Origin of the sequence: Saccharomonospora piscinae (genome assembly GCF_005862235.1) — a bacterium.
Lineage (GTDB): Bacteria > Actinomycetota > Actinomycetes > Mycobacteriales > Pseudonocardiaceae > Saccharomonospora > Saccharomonospora piscinae.
In genome coordinates, this window is the sequence record NZ_VCEK01000002.1 from 341,424 (window position 1) to 365,051 (window position 23,628).

The window sequence follows — 23,628 nt, forward strand, 5'->3', positions numbered from 1 at the left end:
TCGGCTAGGGACGCCGGACGGCATCCTCGGCACCGTACCCCGGTGACGCGCCGGACAAGCGGGACGGCTCGTGCCGCGACTCGGTCGCGTCACCCGCGCCGAGATTCTCCAGCACGTGCTTGCCGATGAGTTCCTCGTCGGGCAGCGGGATGGGGTAGCTGCCGTCGAAGCACGCCGCGCACAGCCGGGAGGCCGGCTGCTCCGAGGCGGCGACGAGGCCGTCCAGCGACACGTAACCCAGCGAGTCCGCGCCGATGGAACGGCGGATGCCGTCCAGGTCGGCGCCGTTCGCGACCAGTTCCGCGCGGGACGCGAAGTCGATGCCGTAGAAGCAGGGCCAGCGCACGGGCGGCGACGCGATCCTGACGTGGACCTCCAGCGCGCCGGACTCGCGCAGCATCCGCACGAGCGCGCGCTGCGTGTTGCCGCGCACGATGGAGTCGTCGACCACCACCAGCCGCTTGCCGCGGATGACCTCGCGCAGCGGGTTCAGCTTGAGACGGATGCCCAGCTGCCGGATGGTCTGTGACGGCTGGATGAACGTGCGTCCCACGTAGTTGTTCTTCACGAGCCCGGAGCCGTACGCGATACCGGAGCCCTGTGCGTAGCCGATGGCGGCGGGGGTTCCCGACTCGGGCACCGGGATCACCAGGTCCGCGTCGGCCGGGTGCTCCTCCGCGAGCCTGCGGCCGATGTCGACGCGGGTGGCATGCACGCTGCGACCCGCGATGGTGGTGTCGGGGCGCGCGAGATAGACGTACTCGAACACACAGCCCTTGGGCTCGGGGTTCCCGAACCGGGTCGACCGCAGCCCGTCCGAGTCGATGGCGATCAACTCACCCGGCTCGACCTCGCGTACGAAGGACGCCCCGACGATGTCGAGCCCCGCGGTCTCACTCGACACGACCCAGCCGCGCTCCAACCTGCCGAGCACGAGCGGGCGGACCCCGTGCGGATCGCGAGCCGCGTACAGCGTGTCCTCGTCGGCGAAGACCAGGCAGAACGCGCCGCGCACGCTCGGCAGCAGTTCCGCCGCCGCGGCCTCGATGCCCCGATCGGTGGCGGCGTGGGCGAGCAGCCCGCACAGCAGGTCCGAATCGGTGGTGGCACCGCCACCCGCGACGGCACCCACCTCGCGCGCGCGCTCGTGCAGCTCGTGCGTGTTGACGAGGTTGCCGTTGTGCCCCAGTGCCAGCCCGGTGTCGGCCCTGGTGCTGCGGAACACGGGCTGGGCGTTCTCCCAGGAGCCGCCCCCGGTGGTGGAGTAACGGCAGTGGCCGACGGCCACATGCCCCTGCAACGACGACAGCACCTGCTCGTCGAAGACCTGGCTGACCAGACCGAGATCCTTGAACACGACGATCTGCCTGCCGTCGGACACCGAGATGCCCGCGGCCTCCTGTCCCCTGTGTTGCAGGGCGTACAGGCCGTAGTACGTCAGCTTGGCGACGTCCTCACCCGGCGCCCACACGCCGAAGACACCGCATTCCTCCCGAGGCTCCGGCTCGACCTGCTCCGCCTCGACCTGATCCACCGAACGGCTCCCTACATCCGAGAACGGGCCGCCCACAGTCTAGGCCCGTCGGCCCAGGGGCGACCCGTTCCGGTGATGTGATGTTCAGGCCGGCGCGCGCAACCAGCGCGCCTGTCCTCGGTTGCCGCTCACCCAGCAGCCCTTCCCCGACGAGCGGGACGCGGGCCGGTGCGCGCTGTCCGGCAGGTCGAGCAGTGCGTCGACCACCTCGCGCATGGCACCGTCGCGGCGCCACAGCACCGTGCCGGGGGAGAGCACGTCGGCCTCGCCCTCGGGCAGGCGCATGGCGGTAACCTCGTCCTCGGCGTCGAGCCGGACGACGTCGATCACGGTTCCGTGAACCCTGATGCCGACGATCGTGATGATCTCACCCTGCGGGTCGCGGGGGTGGATGAACTTGTAGCCACCGGCGATGAGCCTGCCGAGCACCTCGTCGACCGCCGCCGCGTCCGCGACGGCGGTGTCCGGTTCGCCGCGGTCGCCCCAGTCGTCACAGTCTTCGGTTCGCCGGGCCTCCGCGATGTCCGAGCCGTCAGCCCGCGACGTCATCGAACTCACCGGCCTTCGCTCCAGCCAGGAACGCGGCGATCTCGGCCTTCGTGTAGACCAGCGCGGGTCCGTGCGGATCACGGGAGTTGCGGAAGGCGATCTCGCCCGAGGTCAGCCGTGCGACCTCGACGCAGTTGCCCATCGCGCCACTGTAGGAACTCCTGCGCCAGGTCACGTCCGCCAGCGTGTCGGCGGAAACCCCGTTGCGCATCGTGTTCTCCATGATCCTCACCTTCCCGACTTCCCTGTTGGAGGATGCATCTGCACGTGCATTCAATTGTGCACGGACTGTATCACCGCCTTCTGCAGATGTGGATGCACGTGCATCCACACGCGCAAGCAAGATTAATCACAGAGTGATCCAGGGCACTATGCGCAACCCGAGCCGGGTCCCGTGGTGACGCTCAGCTCTCCGCGAGCAACTTCGCGATCATCTGACGGGACCGCTCCGGCGTCTCAGCGTCCACCGCGAGCCGGTCGAGCGCCCGCCCGACCAACTCGATCTCCTCCGGCTTCTCCAGGGAGAATCCACCGGCGATGTGGTCGACATAGCCGATGCTCGGCAGTTCCGCCTCGACGAACCGCAGCAGTGTGAAGGCACCCTCGGCCGCGTACCCGCTGCGGTCGTACGGCACCACCTGCACCGTCACGTGGGGCATCGCCGTGTGGTCGAGCAGGCTCGCCAACTGAGCCCGGTAGACCGCGCGACCCCCCGATGGGGCGGTGGATCACGGACTCGTCGAGCACCGCCCAGAGCCTCGGTGGCTGTGGCCGGTGCAGCATCCGCTGCCGCCGCATGCGCAGCGCGACCCTGCCCTCGGCATCCGAACTGGCCGCGTCGGGCAACCCGTGCGTGATCACCGCGCGGGCGTAGTCCTCCGTCTGCAGCAGCCCGGGCACGAACTGGAGTTCGTACGTCTGGATCCGGGAGGCCGCTTCCTCCAGCCCCAGGAACGGTTCGAACCACCGGGGCATGAAGTCGTTGTACTTCTGCCACCAGCCGGGCTGGTTGGCCTCCTTGACCATGTGCAGCAGCACCGCGCGCCGCTCGTCGGTCTCGCTGAGGCCGTACATCGTGAGGAGGTCCGCGACGTCGCGCTCCTTGAAGCCGACGCGCCCCAGCTCCAGCCTGCTGATCTTCGAATCCGACGCGCGGATCTGGTATCCGGCGTCGCTACGGCTGATGCCGGCGTCCTCGCGAAGGCGCCGGAGCTGGCCACCGACGATCATTCGACGAGCGGTGGGGGTGCTGTGGTCGGCGGAGCCGCCCCCGGAACCGTCTCGCGCAGCCATGTGAGCCTGTCCGTTCCTTCCTCGTCGTCCGTCGAACGCCGGTCGCGGCTGGTGCATGGTACCCGAGGAAAACACCTGATCATCGAAACTACTCCGTGAGTCCCCCGCGTCAAGAAGAGGGTTCTCTATTGTTCGTGGTTATGGGTAAATACGTGTTAACGTGTGCTAAACTGTACGCATGAAGCTGAAGGAGTGGGCGCGTGAGCAGGGTGTCTCGTATCGAACCGCGCTGAACTGGTTTCACGCGGACACGCTGCCCGTACCCGCTCGTCAGCTTCCGACCGGCACAATCCTGGTCGAACAACCGAAGGAATCGACCGGCCGCACCGTCGCGTACTGCCGCGTGTCCAGCGCCGACCAGAAAGACGACCTGCACCGGCAGGCCGGTCGTGTCGCCGAAGAGTGCAGCAAGCGCGGCATCACCCTGAACGCGACCATCACCGAAGTCGGGTCCGGGATGAACGGAAATCGCGCCAAGCTCGCGAAACTCCTCGCCGACCCCGAGGTCTCCTGCATCGTGGTTGAGCACCGCGACCGGCTGGCCCGATTCGGCGTCGAGCACCTGGAAGCCGCACTGTCCGCGACCGGGCGCACCATCATCGTGCTCAACAACGATGAGGTTGCTGACGACTTGGTTCGCGACATCACGGAGGTGCTGACCAGCATGTGCGCACGCCTCTACGGGCGCCGGTCGGCGAAGAAACGCGCCCAGAACGGCGTTGCCGCGTGCGCTGCGGAGCCGTGATCGTGACCGAGGTGATCCAGGCGTACCGGTTTGCGCTCGAGCCGGATTCGCAGCAGGAAGACCAACTGCGGTCGCACTGCGGCGCCCAGCGATTCGCCTACAACTGGGGACTCGCACGTGTGAAGGCGGTCATGGACCAGCGTAAGGCCGAAGCGTCCTACGACATCCCGGCCGAGGAGCTAACACCGTCGATCTCGTGGTCGGCGTACTCGCTGCGCAAAGACTGGAACGAAGCCAAGGGTCGCGTCGCGCCGTGGTGGGGCGATAACTCCAAGGAGGCGTATGCCTCTGGCCTGGCGAACCTCGCGACCGCGCTGAAGAACTGGAGCGGCTCGACCAAGGGCAAACGCAAGGGACCGAAGGTCGAGTTTCCCCGGTTCAAGGGCAAGCGTCACACCTGGTCGTGCCGGTTCACCACCGGCTCGTTCGGCCTCGCCGAGACGGACCGTCGTCATGTGAAACTGCCGCGCATCGGCACGGTGCGCACCCACGAGTCCACCCGCACACTCGCCCGGCACGTGGAGCGCGGGACCGCGACGATCCGGTCCGCAACGGTGAGTTTCCGTTCCGGCCGGTGGTTCGTGTCGTTCTCGGTGAAGATTCAGCGCAACGACCCGCCACCCGCCGACCCGGACAGCGCCGTGGGTGTTGACCTGGGTATCAAGTCTCTCGCCGTGCTCTCCACGGGCGAGGTTGTGCCGAACCCGCGCCACCTCGAAGTCGCGCAACACGAGCTCCGCCGGTTGCAGCGCCAAGCGTCCCGTCGGGTCGGACCGGACAAGCGAACGAAGCAGAAGCCGTCGAACCGGTGGCGCAAGACTCAAGCCCGAATCAACCGGCTGCACGCGTTCATCGCGAACGCCCGCCGAGACGGTCTGCACAAGCTCTCCAGCCGACTCGTGCGCGAACACGGTTCGATCGTGCTGGAAGACCTCAACGTCGAGGGCATGATGTCCAACCGGCGCTTGGCACGGCACGTTGCCGGGGTCGGCATGGGCGAGTTCCGACGTCAGATCGAGTACAAGGCAGCCTGGTCCGGCGTACACACCCACGTCGCGTCCAGGTGGTACCCCAGCTCGAAAACATGCTCCGACTGCGGCGCGGTGAAAGCCAAACTGCGCCTGTCCGAGCGTGTCTACCAGTGCGAACACTGCGGCACGGTTCTCGATCGAGACCTCAACGCCGCACGTAACCTCGCTGCTCTTGTTGAGCGCGACACCTCTTCGGCGAGTTGCGTCGTGAGGCTAAACGAGCCCGCTGGAAACCCGCGTAAGCCCACCCGTGGTGGCAATGGGTATCGCCACGGGAAGGCCCACGCGGGTCAACGCCAGCGCGGCAACGCGCTGGTTCGGTGAACGTTCTTACACGTCTTCCGAACGGTTTCGCACAGGATGCGACTACTACAACAACCGCACGATCGGCAGTAACGGCCCGAGGTCGGCCCGGGTGCCGGAGGCGCTGACTCTGCCCGACGTGACCGCGTCCGTCCATTCGCGATACCCGAGGGCGAGTGCCAGCCAGGTGGCCGGATCGGTCTCCACGACGTTGGGCGGCGTGCCCCGCGTGTGCCGGGGCCCTGCCACACACTGCACCGCGGCGTGCGGGGGCACCCGCACCTCGACGCTGCGCCCCGGCGCGACCGTCGCGAGCGTGCGCAGGCTCAGCCGCACCGCGCGGGCCAGGTCGGCGCGCGCGGGCTCCGGCGCCTCACCCGCGAGCCAGGGCCGCACCGCCTCGCAGGCGGCACGCAACTCGCCGGGATCCACCGCGCGTGAAGAGGGCATGTTCCCACAGTAGGCTGCACGTCAGCAGGCGCCAGCAGGCACGGGACGCGACGTGGGGGCAGCACATGGCCGAGCGCGACGACTCACACCGCCTCGTGCCGGAACAGCCGGCCGCGGTCCGCAAACCCGAGATCACGCCGGAGATGCGGGCCAACGCCCGCGCCAATCCGAACAGCTGGCTGTACGTCATCGACGAGGCGTTCGATCCACACGGCAACGTGCCGTCGTGGGCGGTCATCGGCGCCTACCCGGTCAACGCCGGGGGCGAGATCATCGACGACTTCCACTTCAACGACCGGTACCTGCCGTCGCCGCAGGCGCTCGGCTTTCCCGCGCCGAGCACTGATCTGGAGTACCTGCTGCAACTCGTCCACGCCCGGCACCGGCCGGAGGAGGACCTCGCGCGGGCGGTGCTCGACGCGGAGCTGTTCGTCTTCGCCTACACGCCGTCGCAGCGCACCCTGGTCGGGACGTTCGACCTCGACGGCGACGTGGTGGTGCCCGCCTACACCGCGCGCTCGCTCGCGCCGCGCGACTGGCCCTGCGCTCGCGCGGTGCGAGGCAGGGACGTCGTGGACCTACTCGGAGGCAGTTCTCTCGCGTTGAACGCCCAGGAGGTCATCTCCGCCGTGGTGACCGCCGAGGAACTCGAGCGCGCGCTCCGCACGTCTCGATAGCCGAACCGCACCCTCCGTTCGTCGGAAAATTGGCTTGAAAATTACCCACTCGGACTAAAAGTTTCACGCCAACTAGTGACAACCTCGGCGTGCTGTGCCCACAATCAACGCCCGAACCGCCACTTTGGGTGAACGGTTCGTAGCGAGGGCACAGCGGATGAAAGGACGACTCCCGATGGGTATCGGACGGAGAAGGTGGCGGGCAGCAGCCGCTGCCGCCGTCGCCGGGTCCCTCAGCGCGCTCCTGCTCGGCGCGCTGGCTCCCGCGGCGGCCGAGGTGGCTCCCGACACGGAGCGCCCGGGGCACGGCACGCACAACCACGCACTGGGTTCACAGATCAGGAAGGTCGAGGGCGACGGTTCGACCGCGCGGACCAAGCAACGGGCACTGCAACCGCAGGGCCTCAACTCGGACGGCGCCGACGCCTACGCGACCGTTCCGGGCATCGACGTCAGCAGCTGGCAAGGGAATGTCGACTGGAATTACTGGTGGGGACAGGGCAAACGGTTCGCGTACGTCAAGGCGACCGAGGGAACGACCTACGAGAATCCCTACTTCGCGCAGCAGTACAACGGTTCCTACAACGTGGGGATGATCCGCGGCGCGTACCATTTCGCGCTGCCAAACAACTCCTCCGGCGCTGCCCAGGCCAACTTCTTCGTCGACAACGGCGGCGGGTGGTCGGCTGACGGCAAGACGCTGCCCGGCGTCATCGACATGGAGTACAACCCGTACGGCTCCACCTGCTACGGCAAGTCGCAGTCCCAGATGGCCGCCTGGGTCCGCGACTTCCACGACACCTACTACTCCCGCACGGGGCGCCACCCCGTGATCTACACGTCGACGAGCTGGTGGAACCAGTGCGTCGGCACCGCGGGTGACTTCTCCAGCACCTCGCCGCTGTGGGTGGCCCGCTACGCCTCGTCCGTCGGTGAACTGCCCTACAACTGGGGCTACCACACCTTCTGGCAGTACACGTCCACTCCGATCGACCAGAACACCTTCAACGGCTCCTACAGCCGCCTGCAGGTGCTCGCCACCGGCTGACTTCCGGTTTCCCTGCCGACGGAGGGCACTCATCCCGCGTGGATGGGTGCCCTCCGTCGTCGTGCGCCGCCGAGCAGGCAGAATGCGCCGGACATCCACCCTTGTGGGGGAACCGCGGCCCCCCGAAGTGACGTCTGAGCACAGACAGGCGCACCACTGGGGCGCGACGCTACGGAAGGCAGCAGTTCTATGACGTACCCACAGCAACCCGGACAGCCTCCGTACGGGCAGCAGCCGGGTGGACCGTACGGCGCCCCACCGTCGGGTGGCTTCCCTCAGCAGGGCGGGCAGTATCCCCAGAGCGGACAGTATGCGCAGTATCCCCAGGGTGGGCCGTACGCGGGCGCACCCGGTTACCCGCAGCAGTACCCGTACAACGCGCAGCAGGGTGGCTACGGGCAACCGCCGCAACCGCCGAAGAAGAACCGGACCGGCCTCTGGATCGGGCTCGGCGCCGGTGCCGTGGCCGTCGTGGCGTTTCTCGTGACCGGCCTGCTCGCACCGGGATTCCTGCTCGGTGACGACGAGGACTCCGACGGCTCCGCCTCGGGTGGCGACGACACGACCGGGCAGCAGACGGGAGGCCAGGGCAACGACCCGAGCGCGCTGGCCCAGCAGATCAGCGCCGCGTTGACCTCCGGCGACACGGCGACATTGCAGGGGCTGACCTGCGCGGGCGCCACCGAGATGGTGGCGGGCGCCGTCCAGCAGGCCGGCACGTTGGGCCAGGTGGCGATGACGGGCCAGCCGCAGGTGTCGGGCCAGCAGGCCACCACCGAGGGCACCGCCACCGTCGACGGCTCGGAGTACGCGGTCACCGCCACGTTCGCGCAGGAGAACGGCAACTGGTGCTGGCAGGACGTCCAGCTCGGAGCCCAGACCCCCGGCGCGGGCGGCACGAGTGACCTGCCGGGTGTCCCGAACGAGTCCGGAGCGCCGACGGGCACCGGAGACGAGGGCACCACCGGCGACGGCGGCGGAGACGCCCAGACGTTCCTCGACGAGTTCGGCGCCGCCCTGGAGGCCGGTGACGAAGGGGCGCTCACCGGAATGCTGTGCGAGGGCGCCAGCGAGGACGCGAAAGAGTCTGTGGAGCAGGCGTTGGCCGCGGACGACTCCTACACCGCCGAGGACGTCACCGCCTCCGACAGCCTCGCCGAAGCCACGTTCGTCGGGTCAAAGGGAGAGCTGATCGTCCTCGCCGACAACTTCGACGGGCACTTCTGCGCATACGGCGCGATCTACTACTGAGCCACCACCGAAACGGGGTGGCGGCGGGTGTCGTTCCTCCCGCGCACCGGCCGCGCGAGAGGAACGACACCCGGCTCAGGCGAACAGTGCGGGCAGCGTGCTCTCCCAGGCCGCCCGCAGCTCCGCCAGCGGGAAGTCGGCGACGTCCTGGATCTGCACGGTGTCCGACTCGGGATCGACGATCCCGGTCCTGCGCCACGGCAGGCCGCGCGCGGAGCACATCTCCGTGAACCGCAGTTCCTCGGTGCGGGGCACGGCGACGAGCACCCGGCCCGCCGACTCGGAGAACAGCTGCACGAACGGGTCGGCGTCGGGGTCGAGGACGATCCGCGCCCCGCTCTGGCCGATCAGAGCCATTTCGACCACGGTCTGGGCCAGCCCGCCGTCGGACAGGTCGTGGGCCGCGGAGATCATGCCGTCGCGGGAGCCCGCCACGAGGATCTCGGCCAGCAACCGCTCGCGTTCCAGGTCCACCTCAGGCGGCAGCCCACCGAGGTGGCCGTGCAGCACGTGCGCCCAGGCCGACCCGCCGAACTCGTCGCGCGTCTCGCCGAGCAGCAGCAGGCTCTCGCCCGCCTCGGCACCGATCCCGGTGGGGATGCGGCGGCGGACGTCGTCGATGACCCCGAGCACGCCCACCACCGGAGTGGGCAGGATGGCCTGCTGTCCGGTCTGGTTGTAGAAACTCACGTTGCCACCGGTGACGGGCACCCCGAGCTGGGCGCACCCGTCGGCGAGACCGTGAACGGCGCGCTCGAACTGCCACATCACACCGGGATCGCGCGGGGAGCCGAAGTTGAGGCAGTTGGTCACGGCCATCGGCATCGCGCCGCCGGTGGCCACGTTGCGGTACGCCTCGGCGAGCGCGAGCTGCGTACCGCGATACGGGTCGAGATGGACGTAGCGGCTGTTGCAGTCGGTGGACACCGCCACCCCGCGGCCGGTGGACTCGTCGACACGCACCATGCCGGAGTCAGAGGGCTGCGACAGCACGGTGTTGCCCCGCACGTAGCGGTCGTACTGCTGCGTGACCCACTCCCGCGAGGCCAGCTCGGGCGAGGAGATCATGCGCAGCAGCGTGTCGCGCAGCTTGTCCGGTGTGGACGGCCGGGGCAGCGAGCCGGGCGTCGCGGCCTGGACGTCGTCCTGCTCCTTCGGCCTCGCGTACGGCCGGTCGTAGACCGGTCCCTGATGGGCCACGGTGCGCGGCGGCACGTCCACCACCGTCCTGCCGTGCCAGTCGATGACCAGCCGCTCGCCGTCGGTGACCTCACCGATCTCGGTGGCGGTGACGTCCCACTTGCGGCACACCTCCATGAAGGCGTCCACATCGGAGGGACGGACCACGGCACACATCCGCTCCTGCGACTCACTCGACAGGATCTCGGCCGGTGTCATGCCCTCGGCCCGCAACGGAACCCGGTCGAGGTCGACGTGCATCCCGCCGTCGCCCGCGGCGGCCAGCTCGGAGGTCGCGCACGCCAGCCCCGCACCGCCGAGGTCCTGGATGCCGACCACGAGCCTGCCCGCGAACAGTTCGAGGCAGCACTCGATGAGCACCTTCTCGGTGAACGGGTCACCGACCTGCACGCTGGGCAGCTTCTTGCGACCTCCGGAGTTCTCGTCGCCCGAGAACTCCTCGCTCGCGAGGACCGAGACGCCGCCGATGCCGTCGAGTCCGGTGCGGGCACCGAACAGAATGATCTTGTTGCCCGCGCCGGAGGCATGGGCGAGATGCAGGTCGTCGACCCGCATCGCGCCGACGCACAGCGCGTTGACCAGCGGGTTGCCCGCGTAGCTCGCGTCGAAGACCACCTCGCCGCCGATGTTCGGCAGCCCGAGGCAGTTGCCGTAGCCGGCGATGCCCGCCACGACCCCGGGCAGCACCCGGCGCGTGTCGGCGGCGTCGGCGGGCCCGAAGCGCAGCGGGTCGGCCACCGCCAGCGGCCGGGCCCCCATCGCCAGGATGTCGCGCACGATGCCGCCGACACCCGTGGCCGCGCCCTGATACGGCTCTACATAGGACGGGTGATTGTGGCTTTCGACCTTGAACGTGACGGCCCAGCCGTCGCCGATGTCCACCACGCCCGCGTTCTCGCCGATCCCGGCGAGCATCTTCTGCCGCATCTGGTCGGTGGTGGTCTCACCGAAGTAACCCAGGTGCTTCTTGGACGACTTGTACGAACAGTGCTCGCTCCACATCACCGAGTACATGGCGAGTTCCGCGTCCGTGGGCCTGCGGCCCAGGATCTCGCGGATGCGCGCGTACTCGTCGTCGGCCAGCCCCAGCTCGGCGTACGGCTGGGCGAGGTCCGGGTTCTGCGCGGCGTCGGCGGTCGTATCGACGGCGGGGGTGTCCACGTGAGGTGCTGCCACGGCACCAGACTAACCGCCGCCTCTCGTCAGGCCGACGTGACCAGCGTCTTCACCGCGTCCAGTGCGGAGAAGAACACACCGAGCCCGTCGTCGGACGGCCCCGTGAGGGCGTCGATCGCGTGCTCCGGATGCGGCATCAGGCCGACGACCCTGCCGTTCTCGCTGCACACGCCCGCGATGTCCCGGCGGGAGCCGTTGGGGTTGCCGTCGACGTAGCGGAACACGACGCGCCCTTCGCCCTCCAGCCGGTCGAGCGTCGGGTCGTCGGCGACGTAACCCCCCTCGCCCGACTTGAGCGGGATCAGCACGTCCGCGCCCTCGTCGTAGCGGGTGGTCCAGCTCGTGGTGTTGTTCTCGACCCGCAGCCACTGGTCGCGGCAGACGAAGTGGAGCCGGTCGTTGCGCACGAGCGCTCCCGGCAGCAACCCGGCCTCGCAGAGGATCTGGAAGCCGTTGCAGATTCCGAGCACCGGCATGCCGCGCCGCGCCGCCGCGACGACCGAGGTCATGACGGGCGCGAACCGCGCGATGGCACCGCAGCGCAGGTAGTCGCCGTACGAGAATCCGCCGGGGACGACGACCGCGTCGACTCCCTTGAGGTCCTGGTCCCCGTGCCACAGCGGCACGGCGTCGGCCTCCGAGCGCGTCACCGCCCTGGCCGCGTCGACGTCGTCGAGCGTGCCGGGGAACGTGATGACTCCGACCCGGGCGCTCACGAGTCGAGCCTCCGGACCGTCCACTGCTCGATCACGGGATTCGCGAGGAAGCCCTCGGCGATCTCGGCGAGGACCTCGTCGTCGACGTCGTCGTCGACCTCCAGCTCGAAGTGCTTGCCCTGCCGCACGGCGGCGACACCGGAGAAGCCGAGCCGACCGAGCGCGCCGGCCACAGCCTGGCCTTGGGGGTCGAGGATCTCGGGCTTGGGCATGACGTCGACGACTACTCGGGCCACGACAGGGTGCTCCTAGACTCTGCGCAGGTCAGTGCGCGTAGAGCGTAACTCAGGGGCCGAGAAGCCCCCGACACCCCTCGGCCCCTGAGTCGTGTCCATCACCCGACCGACAACAGTGAGACGTATGGGTCCCGGACCCCGTTGCCCCCGCGGCGGCAATCACCAGCGATTCGCCGGATCGGCGCAACGACGGACACCTCTGGGCACCCTGCGTAATCACCGGGCCGCGCAGTGCCGCCCCACGCTGCCGCCCCAAGCTCGGCCGACCCTTGCCGCCGCAGCGCACCTCGCTCTACTCTCGTTCGGGACCACGGACCTGATCCGGTATTTCGGACACATTGGGGTGGCGCGGTGGAACGGTCACGTACTTTCCTGCACTCACTGGGGCTGCCGTCCCGGGACCCCGGCGAGCTGCCGAGCAGCACGAAACGGTTCCCGGACGGCGCCCAGTACCGCATCGAGATCCCCAGCGTCGAGGGCGTCGAGGCCACGGAGGCCGTCCTCGACGAGGCCAACGCACGCGGTGTCGTCGTCCACCGGCTCTCCCAGGGCAGTGGCGGCATGCTGCTCACCCGCACGGAACTGACCGCGATGGCCGCGCTGGCCGAAGCTCGCGGCGTGGAGCTGAGCCTGTTCGCGCGCCCGCTCGCGGCGTGGGACATCGGCGCGGCGTCGCGCTCGCCCGGTGGCGGCCCGGTCGCCGCGCAGGCGCGCGGCACCGACCAGCTCGTGTACGTGCTGGAGGACATCCGCCGCACCGCCGAGTCCGGAATCCGCAGCGTGCTCGTGACCGACCTCGGCGTGTTGTCCGTCGCCTCGGCCATGCGTGCGGCGGGTGAGCTGCCCGCCGACCTCCAATTCAAGATCAGCGTGCAGATGGGGCTCGCCAACCCGGCGTCGATCCGCATCGCGCAGCACTACGGCGCCGACACCTACAACGTGCCCACCGACCTCACCCTGGCCCAGCTCGCGGCGATCCGCGCGGCGGTGGACATCCCGCTCGACCTCTACGTGGAGGCGCCCGACGAACTCGGCGGCTTCGTCCGGCACTTCGAAATCGCCGAGATCGTGCGCGTCGCCGCGCCGGTCCATCTCAAGTTCGGGCTGTGCAACGCACCGAACATCTACCCGAGCGGCAGCCACCTCACGAGCACCGCCGTCCGTCTCGGCCGCGAGCGGGTCCGGCGTGCGGAGCTCGGTGCGGAGATCCTCGCGCGCTACGCGCCGGACGCCGTGACGTCCCCGCTCGCCGCGGCGGGCCTGGCCGTGCCCACCGTCCCGACCACCGTGCCCGACGAGCCGAGGAGCGCCACGTGAAGATCACCGGGATCGAGACCGCCGTCATGGGAACGCCCTGGCGCGACCTCACCTTCGTGCGGGTCACCACCGACGACGGGCTCAGCGGCGTCGGCGAGACGAGGATGCTCGGCCACACCGAGGCACTGCGCGGGTATCTCGCGGAAGCCGTTCCCCGGCACGTCGTCGGCGCCGACCCCTTCGACATCGAGTCGCTCGTGCAGCGCATGAAACGCGGCGACTACGGCAGGCCCGGCGAGATCGTGATGTCCGGCATCGCCTGCGTCGAGATGGCCTGCTGGGACATCGTCGGCAAGGCGCTGGGCCAGCCGGTGTGGCGGCTACTCGGCGGGAAAGTGCGGGATCGGGTCAAGGCGTACGCCAACGGCTGGTACACCGTCGAGCGGACCCCGGAGGAGTTCCACGCCGCCGCCCGCCGGGTCGTCGAGCGCGGCTACCGCGCCCTCAAGTTCGACCCGTTCGGGCCGGGGATGTGGGAGCTGGAGCCTGCCGAGCGCACCCGGTCGATCGCGCTGGTGGAGGCCGTGCGCGACGCCGTGGGCCCCGACGTGGAGATCCTGGTGGAAATGCACGGCCGGTTCGCCCCCGGCGAGGCCGTGCGGATCGCCCGCGGACTCGCCGAGTTCGATCCCGGCTGGCTGGAGGAACCGGTGCCGCCGGAGAACCTCAAGGCGCTGGCCAAGGTCGCCGGGCAGGTGAGCGCCCCCGTCGCGACCGGGGAACGTGTCCACGAGCGCGCCGAGTTCCGCGAACTGTTCGAACTCCAGGCGGCCGACGTCGTCCAGCCGGACATCGGCCACCTCGGCGGCATCCTGGAAACCCGCAAGCTGGCCGCCACGGCCGAGACCCACTTCGTGCTGGTCGCGCCGCACAACGTGGGTGGTCCGGTGCTGACGGCGGCGAACCTGCACCTGGCGGCCTGCACCCCGAACTTCACGATCCAGGAGCACTTCAACGACTTCGCCGACGAGCACGTCAAACAGGCCGCACCCGGCCTGCCGCCCGTGGAGGACGGCTACTTCACGCTGCCCACGGCTCCCGGGCTCGGCGTGGAGCTGGACACCGACTTCGTGGCCGAGCATCCGTTCCAGGCCGCGCGGTTCGACCTGTTCGCCGAGAACTGGCAGTTCCGGGGCGCCAGGGCGGGCACCGGTCTCTGAGCGTGGCGCGGGCCCCGGCGGCTCACGCGAGCGGGCTGCCGCCGAGTCGCCGCGTGAGTTCGGCGGCGCCCCGGCGCACCAACTCCTCCCAGACCCGCCACGCGGCGTCGGTGTGGCGCGAGGTGGGAATCGAGATGCTCATGCCTGCGACCCACGCACCGTCCGCGGCCACGACCGGCGCCGCCACACACCCGGCGTCGGGATTGGACTCGCTGCGTTCGTGGGCCACACCGGTGCGGCGGATCGCCGCGAGCTGCTCGCGCAGCACGGCACGCGAGGTGATGCTGTGCTGCGTGAGCGCGACCAGGCGCCTGCCCCCCAGCCGAGCCGACAGCTCGTCGTCGGTCAGTCCCGCGAGCAGGACCTTGCCCACCGCCGTGCAGTGCGCGGGCAGGCGCCTGCCGACCTCCGAGATCAGGCGCACCGAGTGAGTAGAGTCCACTTTGGATACGTAAACGACGTCGAGTCCGTCGAGGACCGCGACGTGGACCGTCTCCCGGCACTCCGCGGCGACCTGCCTGGCGACGGCGTCGGCCTCGGCCGCGAACTCAAGGCGCTGCTGATAGCGAGACCCCAGCTCCAGCAGCTTGGGCCCGAGCGCGTACGTGGTCTCCTCCCCGGTGTGGCGAACCAGGTAGTGGCGCTGCACCAGTGTGGTGAGCAGTTCGTGCGCGGTGGAGCGCGGCATCCCGGCCCGGCGCCCGATCTCGCTCGCCGACAGCGTCACGTCCTCACCGAGGAAGAGTTCGAGCACGTCGGCGGCCCGCGACACAGCGGGCACCAGTCGGACCATCCGTCCACGGTAGCCGACCCCACCGGGCGCCAGGACCGACGGCGGTGCCGGTGGGGTGCCGCTAAGGCCACCCTCGCTGCACCACAGGCAGTGAGGGTGGCCCTCACTACGTCTCACGCAGTCAGGGTGGCCTTCGCGGCATCCCCTCGCCGGGGTCAGGCGGCTCGCCGCAGCGCCCGGCCGACACCGGGCAGAGACACGACCACGCTCGGCAGCAGCCACAGCAGCAGCGCCACCACCGGCAGCACCACGTAGATCATCCCCTGCTCGGCAACGCCCTCGGACAGCAGGACAGCCACCGCGTAGCCCTGGTAGGCCACCACCAGCCACGACAACGCCGTCAACGCCGGGCGCACCAGCGCGATCCGCAGCGGCAGCAGCACCGCCAGAGTCGCCACGACGAGGGCGACCACGATCGTCACCACAGCGCAGACTCCCGCCGCCGCGTTCGGGTCCTCGGGGAAGACCAGCCCGAGCAGCGACAGCACCAGAGCGATCCCGAGTTCGTCACCGGTGGTCCAGCCGGTCCAGACGACGGCGCTGCCGAGACACGAGTAGATGACCGCGGGCACGAACAGCACCGCCGCCAGCGACACCAGGCGGCTGCCCCGCTCGGGAGCGACCACCGCGGTCTCCTCCGCCGGAGCCGGACCGCTGTCCTCCGGCGCGGAGTGCTGCTCCTGAGGCTGGAACCAGTTGGCCACCGACGACTCCCTGCCGGACGAGATCCCTGTGCACCCGAGGCGACACACTACCTCGCGGTAGGTCCGGCCGGCCCCCGGAGTCAGCGGCCGGGTCGCGTCCGCCCGCGCATGGCCCTGCCGACCGGAGGCAGCAGCACCACCACGGTCGGTACCGTCCACAGCAGGAAGGTCACGAGCGGGATCAGCGTCAGCGAACCCGCGTCCTCGGTCAGCAGGTAGACCAGCGCGTACACGTAGTACGCCACCACGACGCAGCCGAGTCCGCCGAGCGCCCGGCGCACCGCGTTGAGCCGCGCGAACAGCGCGAGCACCAGCACGCCTGCGAGGCAGGCGACCGTCGTCGTCGTGGCGACGGCGAAGGAGATGTCGCCGGTGACCCGGTGGGTCACGGCGGCTCCGACCAGGGAGAGCAACAGGCCGTACTCGCCCTCGCTGTCGGCGGTGCCGCCGCCGATCCACCCCACCGCGGCGCCGGCGAAGGCCATCAGCACCGCGGGCACGAACAACGCGGCCGCGACGTACGCCGTCGCCGGGCTCGCGACGCCCTGGCGTGGATGTCCCGGGAAACCGGGATAGGCCGGGTGGCCGGTGGGCGCGACGCCCGGCGACAGGCCCGGCGGGTAGGGCGGCTGCGCACCGTACGGGTATCCCGGCGCGGGATTCGGGGGACCGTGGTGTCCGTGCGGATACCGCGGATACCACTGCTGCGGCTGCCCCATCTCGTCCCCTGCCTGCCGACACGTGCCGTGTGCCGTGGCGTTTCTAGCACGCGGCCCCGGCCGGGGAGGGCACCTCAGCGGGAATGTCGCCCATGCAGTGTCGCGATCAGCCTGCTCACGATCCGGTCGGTCTTCTCCGAGCGCGCGAAGGTGGTCAGCGCCAGCGGCATCGCGAACCGCTGCCGCGCGATCGCCTTCGACCGGGCGAACTCCCGCAGCCCCTCCGGGCCGTGGATGCGTCCGAATCCCGAGTCACCGACACCGCCGAACGGCAGCGTGGCGATGCCCGCGAACGACAGCGGCGCGTTCACGGCCGTCATGCCGGTGCGCAGCCGCCGGGCCAGCTCCATTCCCCTGCGGCGGGAGAACACCGTCGAGCCGAGGCCGTAGGCGGAGTCGTTGGCCTTCGCCACGGCCTCGTCCATGTCGGCCACCCGGGTGATCGTGACCGTGGGGCCGAAGGTCTCCTCGCGCACCGCGGCCGAGTCCTCGGGCACGTCGACCAGGACGGTCGGGCCGGCATACCGGTCACCGACGGAGTCCGCCCCGCCGACCAGTGCCCTGCCGCCCCTGGCGAGGGCGTCGGTGAGGTGCCGTCGCACGACGTCGAGCTGCGAACGCATGGTCATGGGACCGTAGTGCTCGCCGGCTCTGACGCCCCGCGCTCGCTCGGTGACCTTGGCGACGAAGTCGTCGTACACGGCCGCGTGCGCGTAGACCCGCTCCACCCCCACACAGGTCTGGCCCGCGTTCGAGAAGGCGCCCCACACGGCGGCGTCGGCGGCGGCGTCGAGGTCGGCGTCCGCGTCCACGAGCAGCGGGTCCTTGCCCCCGGCCTCGATGACCACCGGGGTGAGCCGCTCGGCGGCGGCAGCCATGATTTTCTTTCCGGTGGCGGCCGAGCCGGTGAAAGCGATCTTGTCGACGTCCGCGCGCGTGAGCGCGGCCCCCGTGTCGCCGAATCCCGTGACCACCTGGAGAACCGGGTGCTCCGGGACCGCCTCGGCGAAGGTGCCTGCCAGCCAGGCGCCCACGCCGGGGGTGTACTCGCTGGGTTTGAAGACCACCGCGTTTCCGGCGGCCAGCGCGTAGCCGATCGAGCCGAGCGGGGTGAACACCGGGTAGTTCCACGGCCCGATGACGCCGACGACGCCGAGCGGCTGGTACTCCACCGTGGCCGCCTGGTTGGCCAGGAGGAGACCGGGAGAGCGGCGGGCGGAGCCGAGCACCTTGCGTGCGTTGCGTGCGGCCCACTCGATGTGCTCGATCGCCAGCACGATCTCCAGCTGCGCGTCACCGGTCGGCTTGCCGGTCTCGGCCTTGACCAGGTCGCACAGTTCGGGCATGCGCCGCGCGAGGATGCCCTTCCACCGGCGCAGGCGCTCGGCGCGCCCGGCAAAGCCCAGGCCACCCCACCACGCGGCGGCCCGCCTCGCGCGCCCGACGGCGGCGGCGACGTCCTCGGCGGAATGGACGGGGTGGGTTCCCACGACCTCGTCGGTGGCCGGATCGAGCGAGGGGAAGGTCTCGACGGCCTGCGCGGTGCTCGTCATGCTGGAAGCGTAGAGACGGGACAGTGGAGCTGACAATTCGCCAACAGTGGGAGCTGACGTGAAGCTCGTTCATTTCGGCCACTCCTGCGTGCTCCTGGAAACGGCGCACGCCCGGCTGCTGTTCGATCCGGGTGCGTTCTCCAGCGGCTTCGACGCCGCGCGCGACCTCGACGCCGTGCTGATCACCCACCAGCACTACGACCACATCGACACCGAGAAACTGCCCGCACTCCTGGCCGCCAACCCGCAGGCCCGGCTCATCGTGGACCCCGGCACCGCCGAGACGGTCGAGAAGCTGGACCTCGACGCCACCACGGCGAGGCCCGGCGACACGCTCGACATCCACGGCACCAGGATCTCCGTCGTCGGCGGGCAACACGCCACGATCCACGCCGACATCCCCGTCATCCCGAACGTGGGCTACGTCGTCGACGACGGCGCCTTCTACCACCCCGGCGACGCGCTGTTCGTTCCCCAGCAGCGCATCGACGTTCTCGCCCTGCCGACGGCAGGACCCTGGCTCAAAGCGGCGGAGGCCGTGGACTACCTGCGCGCCGTCGCACCGCGGCTGGCGATTCCCGTCCACGAGGCGGCGCTGTCCCGCCCCGCCATGCACATCGGGCTCTACACCAATCTGGCCCCCGACGGCACGGAGGTCCGCACCGCACCTCGCGGCGAGCCGATCACCCTCTGATCGGTACCTCAACCACGGGCACGTTCCTCCGTCGCCACGGAATCATCGTCGTCCTCACCAACCAGCGCGTTGATGCGCCGCTCCTCGCGCATCGACCGCACCGCGGCCAGCAGCGCCGCCACGATCAGCGCACTCAGCCCGGCGTAGGCCACGACCACCACGGCGACGGGCGCGCCGAGCGCACTCAGCAGCAGCCAGCCGTTGGTGAGCACGATCAGCCCGCCCGCGGCGGCACCCAGCAGGCGCGGTGGCACCCGGCGTACGAGCACGGCACCGATCGGCGCGGCCAGGACACCCCCGATCAGCAGCCCGGCCACCACGGCGAAGTTCATGCCGTGCAACGACAGCGCGGCCAGAAACGCCAGGCTCGCGGCCAGGGTGACCACGAACTCCGCCGCCTGCACCGAGCCCACGACCTTGCGCGGTTCGAGCCGCCCGCTCGACAGCAGCGTCGTGGTGGCGACCGGGCCCCACCCGCCGCCACCCGCCGCGTCGACGAACCCCGCCACGAACCCCAGCGGCGCGAGGAACCGCGCGCCAGGCCGCTTGTCCGTGATCAGCTTGCCCAGCCGCAGGAACGCGAAGCGCACCAGCACGTACAGCCCCAGCGCGAAGAGGATCACGCTCATCCAGGCGATGGCGAAGTCGCCGGAGAACGACACGAGCAGCAGCGCGCCCAGCACCGCGCCCACCACACCGGGACCGGCGAGGATTCCCACGGTCCGCCAGTCGACGTTGCGGAACTTCCAGTGCGACACCCCCGAGGCCAGCGAGGTCCCGACCTGGGCGAAGTGTGCCGAGGCCGAGGCGATCGCCGGCGCCGTGCCGAACGCGACCAGCGCCGTCGTGGACGTCATGCCGTAGCCCATGCCGAGTGTCCCCGCGACGAACTGCGCGAGGAACCCGGCCAGCCCGACCAGCAGTAGCGTCATCATGACGCGGGCTCCCTAGAGAATCGGGCCGGGCTCGTACGACGCCGCCTCGGGGAAGCGCCGCACGACGTCCTTGACCCTGGCGACCACGTCCGCAACCTGCGCGCCCGCCATCCCGGTGAAGGCCAGCCGGTCGGCGAGCAGCGCCGTCAGCCGATCCGCGTCCAGCGGCAGGCGTTCGTCGGCGGCGAGCCGCTCGACCAGGTCGTTGTCCTGCTGCGCCTGCTCGCGCATGGCGAGCGCCACCGCGACGGCGTGCTCCTTGATGGCCTCGTGTGCGGTCTCCCGCCCCACTCCCTCGCGCACCGCGGCCATGAGCACCTTGGTGGTGGCGAGAAACGGCAGGTAGCGCGCCAGCTCCCGGTCGACCACGGCGGGGAACGCGCCGAACTCGGCGAGCACCGTCGCGAAGGTCTCCAGTAGGCCGTCCAGCGCGAAGAAGGCGTCCGGCAGCGCGACCCGGCGCACCACCGAGTCGGAGACGTCGCCCTCGTTCCACTGGTCGCCGGCCAGCTCTCCGATCATGGCGAGATGGCCGCGCAGCACCACGGCGAGCCCGGTGACGCGCTCACACGAACGGGTGTTCATCTTGTGCGGCATCGCCGAGGAACCGACCTGCCCCGGCTGGAACCCCTCGGTCACGAGTTCGTGGCCCGCCATCAGCCGGATCGTGGTGGCCAGGTTCGCGGGCGCGGCGGCGACCTGCACCAGCGTCGACACGACGTCGAAGTCCAGCGACCTCGGGTACACCTGCCCGACGCTCGTCAGCACGCGCTCGAAGCCGAGGTGACCCGCGACCCGCCGTTCCAGCTCCGACAGCCGCGCCGCGTCGCCGAGCAGGTCGAGCATGTCCTGCGCCGTGCCCACCGGGCCCTTGATCCCGCGTAGCGGGTAGCGCGCGATCAGCTCGTCGAGCCGGTCGAAGGCGACCAGCAACTCGTCGGCCGCCGTCGCGAACCGCTTGCCGAGCGTCGTGGCCTGCGCGGCGACATTGTGGGAACGACCCGCCATGACGACCTCGCCGTGCTGGGTGGCCAGCTCGGCGAGGCGGGCCAGCACGGCGGCCACCCGCACCCTGAGGTGTTCCAGCGACCGGCGCACCTGCAACTGCTCGACGTTCTCGGTCAGATCACGCGAGGTCATGCCCTTGTGTACGTGCTCGTGGCCCGCGAGTGCGTTGAACTCCTCGATCCGAGCCTTGACGTCGTGGCGGGTGACCCGCTCCCGCCGCGCGATCGAGTCGAGGTCCACCGTGTCGAGCACGCGCTCGTAGTCGGAGAGCACGCCGTCGGGCACGTCGACTCCGAGTTCGCGCTGGGCCCGGAGGACCGACAGCCACAGGTCTCGTTCGAGTCTCACCTTGTGCTCCGGTGACCACAACCTCACCAGTTCGGGTGAGGCATAGCGGCCGGCGAGCACGTTCGGGATGCGGGGCTTGTCGGTCACACGGTCAGGCTAGCCACGAGTAGCCGCCTGGACCCAGCTCAGGGTGAGTCCTTGCGGCATTCGTCCCACTCCGTGCGACAGCGGTTAACTTAGCGCATCGCGGAGCATACGCGCAGCGACGGACCGGGGATCCGGCTCGACCGCGACGAGCGCGTTCACCACCGCCCCGTCCACCAGCGCGATGAGCCGTTCGAGCCGCGCCGCGTCCACGTCGAAACCCGACCGCACGAAGATCTCGCTCAGCAGCTCCCGCAGCTCGGCCGACAGCACCCGCATGAGCGGGCGCAGGTGCGGGCGCCGCCCCGTACCCACGAGCCGCTCGTACCGCAGGATCACGGCCTCCTCGTGCGGATCGGGGCCGAGCAGCAGATCGAGCACCAGCTCCACGACGGCGTCCACGCCGCGGTTCTCCGTGGCCAGCTCCGCGAGCCGCTCACGTCCGGCGGCCAGCTCCGCCCGCCCGTAGCGCTCCACCGCCGCACAGACCAGGTCGTCGAGCGAGTCGAAGTAGTAGGTCGTCGACGCCAGCGGCAGCCCGGCGCGTTCGGCGACCGCGCGGTGCCGTACCGCGCCGAACCCGCCCTCCACCAGCAACTCGGCCGCGGCCGCGGCAAGTGCGGAACGGCGGCGCTCGCCCTTCGGCGTACTTGCTGTATTCGCGGCACTGGCGGCACTGCCTCCGGACGTCATACCGGACAAGTCTGCCAGCTACCGGGCGACCGTCTCGGCCACGGACCTGGCGAGCCCGTCCACCGCACCGGCCAGGGACGCCGTCCCGCCCGTCTCGCCCGGTGTGGTGATCACCGTGACCGTCCTGCCGTCGGGCAGTGTCCCCGCATCGGGGGCGCTCACCGCGCTACCGGTCGGCAGGTCGGGACGCGCCACCTGGTCTCGCGGCACCAACAGCACCGACACGGCACCCTCGGACAGCGGAAACGCCGCGGCGGAGCCGCCAGCCACGCAGTAGGGGCTCGGCACGGCCTCGCCGGCCGGGTCGATCGGGAGCTCGCCAGCGAGGGCGGTGGCGAGCCCCCGATCAACCGTCTCGCACCCGGAGGTGCTTCCGGCCCGAGGGCCGTCCTCCCCCGTCGGCTCGCCGCCCTGCTTCGTCGAGCCGTCGGGGAAGTTCTGGGCGCCGGGTCGCCCCGGCGTACTGTGCTCACGCTCGTCCCCGCCGCCGGGTTGCCCCGACTCAGGAGTTTTTCCCAGCACCTGTCCCGAGTCCGTCGTTTCCCCAGGCCCGAGCGCCGTCGTGGGTTCGGAGGGACCGGGACCGCCCACGGCGACCCCCACGAGCGCTCCCGCCAGCACCACGACGGCCGCCACCCCTGCCCCGAGCGAGCGGCGCCGCGCGGTGGCACGGCGCGACGCCGCGGTGACGTCCTCGACGTCGAAGGACGCCTCGGGCGGTTCGCCCACCGCGTCGTGCATCAGCTGTTCGAACCGGCGCTCATCCACGTGTGTCCACCTCCTCGCCCAACACCGCCCGCAGCTTCGCCAGGCCTCGCGAGGTCTGGCTCTTGACGTTGCCTTCGCTGCACCCGAGCGTGCGCGCCACACCGCTCACGTCGAGTCCCTCGAAGTACCGCAGCACCAGGACCGCACGCTGTTTCGACGGCACGTGCGCCAGCGCGGCACGCAGGTCGGCCCGTGTGCTCACGGTCTCGGCCAGCGCGTCGCGACGGCCCGCCTGTGCCGCCACCGGTTCCGGCACCTCGTCCGTGTGCCGCTCCCGGCGCCACGGACGACGCGACTCGTCGATGGCCGCACGCACCAGCGTCTTGCGCACGTACGCGTCCACCGCTCTCCGGTCGCGGATCTTGCGCCACCGGCGGTGCAGCGACACGAACGCCGTCTGCGCGAGGTCGTCGGCGCGGTGCCAGTCCCCGCACAGCAAGTACGCCGTCCGGCGCACGGAGTCCCGCTTCGCGGCGAAGTACTCCGCGAACTCCTGGTCGTCATGGTGAGCCACGCGGATGTCTCCGGTCGGTCGTGTTGTCGACGGTGGAGACGGAACACCCCCGCTCCACGGTTGCACGTGGAAGCAGTCTCACCCATTCGAGGGGTCACGGCGAGTCCGCACCGGAATGTGGTGTCATCG

24 protein-coding genes and 1 pseudogene are annotated in these 23,628 nt (G+C 70.3%); 8 read left to right on the plus strand and 17 right to left on the minus strand.

Annotation, left to right across the window (positions count from 1 at the left end):
- Nucleotides 1-4: 4 nt before the first annotated feature.
- From purF to FFT09_RS07215, 4 genes and pseudogenes are all read right to left on the minus strand, one after another.
- Nucleotides 5-1,534: an amidophosphoribosyltransferase gene (gene purF, locus FFT09_RS07200; protein ID WP_138382215.1), complete on the minus strand. Its 1,530-nt coding sequence runs from the start codon at nt 1,532-1,534 to the stop codon at nt 5-7.
- Nucleotides 1,535-1,618: 84 nt separating this feature from the next.
- The gene (locus FFT09_RS07205; protein ID WP_138382216.1) at nt 1,619-2,083 is read right to left on the minus strand and encodes a cupin domain-containing protein; all 465 of its coding nucleotides are present in this window, start codon (nt 2,081-2,083) and stop codon (nt 1,619-1,621) included.
- Nucleotides 2,067-2,306 carry a DUF397 domain-containing protein gene (locus tag FFT09_RS07210; RefSeq protein ID WP_081192146.1) on the minus strand — a complete coding sequence of 80 codons (240 nt, stop codon included), beginning with the start codon at nt 2,304-2,306 and terminating at the stop codon, nt 2,067-2,069. Before FFT09_RS07210 ends, FFT09_RS07205 begins: the two co-directional genes overlap by 17 nt.
- 181 nt (nt 2,307-2,487) lie before the next feature.
- A pseudogene (locus FFT09_RS07215) lies at nt 2,488-3,376 on the minus strand (helix-turn-helix domain-containing protein).
- A gap of 178 nt (nt 3,377-3,554) precedes the next feature.
- On the opposite strand from FFT09_RS07215, the gene FFT09_RS07220 reads away from it, so the two are divergent.
- Together FFT09_RS07220 and tnpB are read left to right on the plus strand one after the other, a co-directional pair.
- On the plus strand, nt 3,555-4,121 hold the full coding sequence (locus FFT09_RS07220; protein WP_138382217.1) for an IS607 family transposase: 567 nt from the start codon (nt 3,555-3,557) through the stop codon (nt 4,119-4,121).
- Nucleotides 4,122-4,123: 2 nt separating this feature from the next.
- Nucleotides 4,124-5,476 (plus strand): IS607 family element RNA-guided endonuclease TnpB, encoded by a 1,353-nt coding sequence (tnpB, locus tag FFT09_RS07225; protein WP_208544380.1) that lies wholly within the window; start codon nt 4,124-4,126, stop codon nt 5,474-5,476.
- Between the two features lie 45 nt (nt 5,477-5,521).
- On the opposite strand, the gene FFT09_RS07230 is transcribed toward tnpB, so the two are convergent.
- Nucleotides 5,522-5,905 (minus strand): sterol carrier family protein, encoded by a 384-nt coding sequence (locus FFT09_RS07230; RefSeq protein WP_138382218.1) that lies wholly within the window; start codon nt 5,903-5,905, stop codon nt 5,522-5,524.
- Nucleotides 5,906-5,970: 65 nt separating this feature from the next.
- Between FFT09_RS07230 and FFT09_RS07235 the strand changes: the two genes are divergently transcribed.
- The 3 genes from FFT09_RS07235 to FFT09_RS07245 all read left to right on the plus strand — a co-directional run bounded on the left by FFT09_RS07235 (nt 5,971) and on the right by FFT09_RS07245 (nt 8,881).
- Nucleotides 5,971-6,582, plus strand: a complete 612-nt coding sequence (locus FFT09_RS07235; protein ID WP_138382219.1) for a type VII secretion system-associated protein — start codon at nt 5,971-5,973, stop codon at nt 6,580-6,582.
- Between the two features lie 175 nt (nt 6,583-6,757).
- Nucleotides 6,758-7,630: a lysozyme gene (locus FFT09_RS07240; protein WP_138382220.1), complete on the plus strand. Its 873-nt coding sequence runs from the start codon at nt 6,758-6,760 to the stop codon at nt 7,628-7,630.
- Between the two features lie 189 nt (nt 7,631-7,819).
- Complete coding sequence (locus tag FFT09_RS07245; protein ID WP_138382221.1) at nt 7,820-8,881, plus strand: DUF3824 domain-containing protein; 1,062 nt, start codon at nt 7,820-7,822, stop codon at nt 8,879-8,881.
- A 75-nt stretch (nt 8,882-8,956) separates the two neighbouring features.
- On the opposite strand, the gene purL is transcribed toward FFT09_RS07245, so the two are convergent.
- The 3 genes from purL to purS are packed head-to-tail and all read right to left on the minus strand — an operon-like array spanning nt 8,957 to nt 12,209.
- Entirely contained in the window at nt 8,957-11,242 is a 2,286-nt protein-coding gene (gene purL, locus FFT09_RS07250; protein ID WP_138382598.1) for a phosphoribosylformylglycinamidine synthase subunit PurL, read from the minus strand.
- A gap of 41 nt (nt 11,243-11,283) precedes the next feature.
- Entirely contained in the window at nt 11,284-11,973 is a 690-nt protein-coding gene (purQ, locus tag FFT09_RS07255) for a phosphoribosylformylglycinamidine synthase subunit PurQ (protein ID WP_024875648.1), read from the minus strand.
- A complete protein-coding gene (purS, locus tag FFT09_RS07260; protein WP_024875649.1) occupies nt 11,970-12,209 on the minus strand; it encodes a phosphoribosylformylglycinamidine synthase subunit PurS in 240 nt (79 codons plus the stop codon). The genes purQ and purS overlap by 4 nt, the downstream gene beginning before the upstream one ends.
- Nucleotides 12,210-12,560: 351 nt before the next feature.
- Between purS and FFT09_RS07265 the strand changes: the two genes are divergently transcribed.
- Together FFT09_RS07265 and FFT09_RS07270 are read left to right on the plus strand one after the other, a co-directional pair.
- Nucleotides 12,561-13,526 carry a U32 family peptidase gene (locus FFT09_RS07265; protein WP_138382222.1) on the plus strand — a complete coding sequence of 322 codons (966 nt, stop codon included), beginning with the start codon at nt 12,561-12,563 and terminating at the stop codon, nt 13,524-13,526.
- Nucleotides 13,523-14,686 (plus strand): mandelate racemase/muconate lactonizing enzyme family protein, encoded by a 1,164-nt coding sequence (locus FFT09_RS07270; protein WP_024875651.1) that lies wholly within the window; start codon nt 13,523-13,525, stop codon nt 14,684-14,686. The genes FFT09_RS07265 and FFT09_RS07270 overlap by 4 nt, the downstream gene beginning before the upstream one ends.
- A 22-nt stretch (nt 14,687-14,708) precedes the next feature.
- On the opposite strand, the gene FFT09_RS07275 is transcribed toward FFT09_RS07270, so the two are convergent.
- From FFT09_RS07275 to FFT09_RS07290, 4 genes are all read right to left on the minus strand, one after another.
- A complete protein-coding gene (locus tag FFT09_RS07275; protein ID WP_138382223.1) occupies nt 14,709-15,479 on the minus strand; it encodes an IclR family transcriptional regulator in 771 nt (256 codons plus the stop codon).
- A gap of 155 nt (nt 15,480-15,634) precedes the next feature.
- Nucleotides 15,635-16,183: a hypothetical protein gene (locus FFT09_RS07280; RefSeq protein ID WP_081192492.1), complete on the minus strand. Its 549-nt coding sequence runs from the start codon at nt 16,181-16,183 to the stop codon at nt 15,635-15,637.
- 80 nt (nt 16,184-16,263) lie between these two features.
- Entirely contained in the window at nt 16,264-16,902 is a 639-nt protein-coding gene (locus FFT09_RS22870) for a hypothetical protein (RefSeq protein WP_167305346.1), read from the minus strand.
- 74 nt (nt 16,903-16,976) lie between these two features.
- Nucleotides 16,977-18,455, minus strand: a complete 1,479-nt coding sequence (locus tag FFT09_RS07290; RefSeq protein ID WP_081192496.1) for an aldehyde dehydrogenase family protein — start codon at nt 18,453-18,455, stop codon at nt 16,977-16,979.
- Nucleotides 18,456-18,513: 58 nt separating this feature from the next.
- Here FFT09_RS07290 and FFT09_RS07295 point away from each other — a divergent pair, with 58 nt between their 5' ends.
- Complete coding sequence (locus FFT09_RS07295) at nt 18,514-19,149, plus strand: MBL fold metallo-hydrolase (RefSeq protein WP_081192498.1); 636 nt, start codon at nt 18,514-18,516, stop codon at nt 19,147-19,149.
- Nucleotides 19,150-19,157: 8 nt separating this feature from the next.
- On the opposite strand, the gene FFT09_RS07300 is transcribed toward FFT09_RS07295, so the two are convergent.
- From FFT09_RS07300 to FFT09_RS07320, 5 genes are all read right to left on the minus strand, one after another.
- Nucleotides 19,158-20,084: a sulfite exporter TauE/SafE family protein gene (locus FFT09_RS07300; protein WP_081192500.1), complete on the minus strand. Its 927-nt coding sequence runs from the start codon at nt 20,082-20,084 to the stop codon at nt 19,158-19,160.
- A gap of 12 nt (nt 20,085-20,096) precedes the next feature.
- Nucleotides 20,097-21,527 carry an adenylosuccinate lyase gene (purB, locus tag FFT09_RS07305; protein WP_138382224.1) on the minus strand — a complete coding sequence of 477 codons (1,431 nt, stop codon included), beginning with the start codon at nt 21,525-21,527 and terminating at the stop codon, nt 20,097-20,099.
- Nucleotides 21,528-21,611: 84 nt separating this feature from the next.
- The gene (locus FFT09_RS07310) at nt 21,612-22,217 is read right to left on the minus strand and encodes a TetR/AcrR family transcriptional regulator (protein WP_138382225.1); all 606 of its coding nucleotides are present in this window, start codon (nt 22,215-22,217) and stop codon (nt 21,612-21,614) included.
- A gap of 18 nt (nt 22,218-22,235) precedes the next feature.
- On the minus strand, nt 22,236-22,985 hold the full coding sequence (locus FFT09_RS07315; RefSeq protein WP_081192504.1) for a hypothetical protein: 750 nt from the start codon (nt 22,983-22,985) through the stop codon (nt 22,236-22,238).
- Nucleotides 22,978-23,499 carry a SigE family RNA polymerase sigma factor gene (locus tag FFT09_RS07320; protein ID WP_024875661.1) on the minus strand — a complete coding sequence of 174 codons (522 nt, stop codon included), beginning with the start codon at nt 23,497-23,499 and terminating at the stop codon, nt 22,978-22,980. The genes FFT09_RS07315 and FFT09_RS07320 overlap by 8 nt, the downstream gene beginning before the upstream one ends.
- Nucleotides 23,500-23,628: the final 129 nt, after the last annotated feature.

Coding starts and splice junctions, on each gene's coding strand:
- FFT09_RS07205 (WP_138382216.1), bottom strand. CDS start 2,083: ATGACGTCGCGGGCTGACGGCTCGGACATCGCGGAGGCCCGGCGAACC.
- FFT09_RS07210 (WP_081192146.1), bottom strand. CDS start 2,306: ATGGAGAACACGATGCGCAACGGGGTTTCCGCCGACACGCTGGCGGAC.
- FFT09_RS07220 (WP_138382217.1), top strand. CDS start 3,555: ATGAAGCTGAAGGAGTGGGCGCGTGAGCAGGGTGTCTCGTATCGAACC.
- FFT09_RS07230 (WP_138382218.1), bottom strand. CDS start 5,905: ATGCCCTCTTCACGCGCGGTGGATCCCGGCGAGTTGCGTGCCGCCTGC.
- FFT09_RS07235 (WP_138382219.1), top strand. CDS start 5,971: ATGGCCGAGCGCGACGACTCACACCGCCTCGTGCCGGAACAGCCGGCC.
- FFT09_RS07240 (WP_138382220.1), top strand. CDS start 6,758: ATGGGTATCGGACGGAGAAGGTGGCGGGCAGCAGCCGCTGCCGCCGTC.
- FFT09_RS07245 (WP_138382221.1), top strand. CDS start 7,820: ATGACGTACCCACAGCAACCCGGACAGCCTCCGTACGGGCAGCAGCCG.
- FFT09_RS07275 (WP_138382223.1), bottom strand. CDS start 15,479: ATGGTCCGACTGGTGCCCGCTGTGTCGCGGGCCGCCGACGTGCTCGAA.
- FFT09_RS22870 (WP_167305346.1), bottom strand. CDS start 16,902: ATGGGGCAGCCGCAGCAGTGGTATCCGCGGTATCCGCACGGACACCAC.
- FFT09_RS07290 (WP_081192496.1), bottom strand. CDS start 18,455: ATGACGAGCACCGCGCAGGCCGTCGAGACCTTCCCCTCGCTCGATCCG.
- FFT09_RS07300 (WP_081192500.1), bottom strand. CDS start 20,084: ATGATGACGCTACTGCTGGTCGGGCTGGCCGGGTTCCTCGCGCAGTTC.
- FFT09_RS07310 (WP_138382225.1), bottom strand. CDS start 22,217: ATGACGTCCGGAGGCAGTGCCGCCAGTGCCGCGAATACAGCAAGTACG.